We start from the raw sequence: 1186 nt of genomic DNA on the forward strand, positions 1-1186 counted from the left end.
CCTGCAGCCTGGTCATCGGAACTTTGATCCATATATTGCATCAGGCGTTTGGGAAAGCTGTCCTCTGCCAGATCGGAAAACTGACCATAGCATTTGTCCGGTTTTTTATTATAGGTTTGCAGTAAGTCATCCAGTACCAGCTCCAGAGAAGGTGAGGAGTCCAGACTTCGGGCAGCTGGAATGGCTTGTAACTGCTCTGAACCATGGGCAAGGTCCAGTTTATGCACAATAATCTGTTTGATGGTCATGACTTGATGCTGGAAAGTGCGGATTGATAGCTCATTATGGTACAGGGATTCGGCGTCATTTGCTTTAATTGGCAAACTCCCCTGCCCGAAAATGGGTAATGAGTTGGAGTCAATCCAACACGGCAGGCTTTACCGGGGCAGGAGGGGGGTAAAGAGTTTATCCAGACTCTGCCTGACCTGTTTGTCCAGGGCATGCTGATTCGGGTTTACCTTGGCCAAAAGCTGGATGCTCAGATAGAGGTTCAGAAGCTCGCCGACGATGACTTCATTGTCAACAGTAGCGCTGTTGTTTTTTTTCGGTTGCGTATATTTCTCAATAAAATCAATAAAGCCTGCCCGTAGCATCTGGATGCCTTTGTGTACCCGTTCTGTCGCATCCGGTGGCAGTAGATGGAGTTCGTTGCTGGTGGTGACCAGGAAACAACTGTTTCGATAGCTGGCCTCCTGACCATGGCGATAACCGGAGGTAAAGAAGCGTCGCAGGTCCAATAGCGTGGGGCTGTATACCAGATACTTATCGATTCTTGGCTGCAGCTGCCATTCAAGGTAGTGATCAAGAATACAGAGAAATAATTGCTCTTTATTCTGGAAATGATAATAAAGGCTGCCCGGATGCAAGTCGGTAGCCTCTTCCAGATGTTTTAATGAGCAGGCATAGAACCCTCTGGACCAGAAAAGCTCCAGGGCGTCGCTCAACACCTGTTGTCGATTAAATGAGGATGATCTTCCCATGGGCTTACTATTGATTATTGTCATTCCAAGTTAGCAGATTTTTGACCTCTGTAAACAGCCCTGTGGTGCCAGAGCGCGGCTTATGCCATGATTTGGATGCATTCATAAATGCCCATGGCGCGTGAAAATATTTTCTCAGGGATAAAAAATGGTTAAGGAATTGTCTGTAAATAACTTCCACATATTCAGATGCTCCACCGCAATCA

At 46.9% G+C, this 1186-nt stretch carries 3 protein-coding genes; all 3 read right to left on the minus strand.

Features of this window, described 5'->3' with window-relative positions; translation table 11 throughout:
- The coding region (locus tag KDK14_RS18405) for a nucleoid-associated protein (RefSeq protein ID WP_257266658.1) at positions 1–323 on the minus strand (323 nt) is incomplete at its 3' end.
- 54 nt (positions 324–377) lie between these two features.
- On the minus strand, positions 378–1004 hold the full coding sequence (locus KDK14_RS18410) for a TetR/AcrR family transcriptional regulator (RefSeq protein WP_257266659.1): 627 nt from the start codon (positions 1002–1004) through the stop codon (positions 378–380).
- Positions 988–1186 (minus strand): hypothetical protein (locus KDK14_RS18415; protein WP_257266660.1); only part of this gene is annotated, 199 nt, incomplete at its 5' end. The genes KDK14_RS18415 and KDK14_RS18410, both read right to left, overlap by 17 nt.

Origin of the sequence: Endozoicomonas sp. ONNA2, from assembly GCF_024606365.1 — a bacterium.
Classification (GTDB): domain Bacteria; phylum Pseudomonadota; class Gammaproteobacteria; order Pseudomonadales; family Endozoicomonadaceae; genus Endozoicomonas.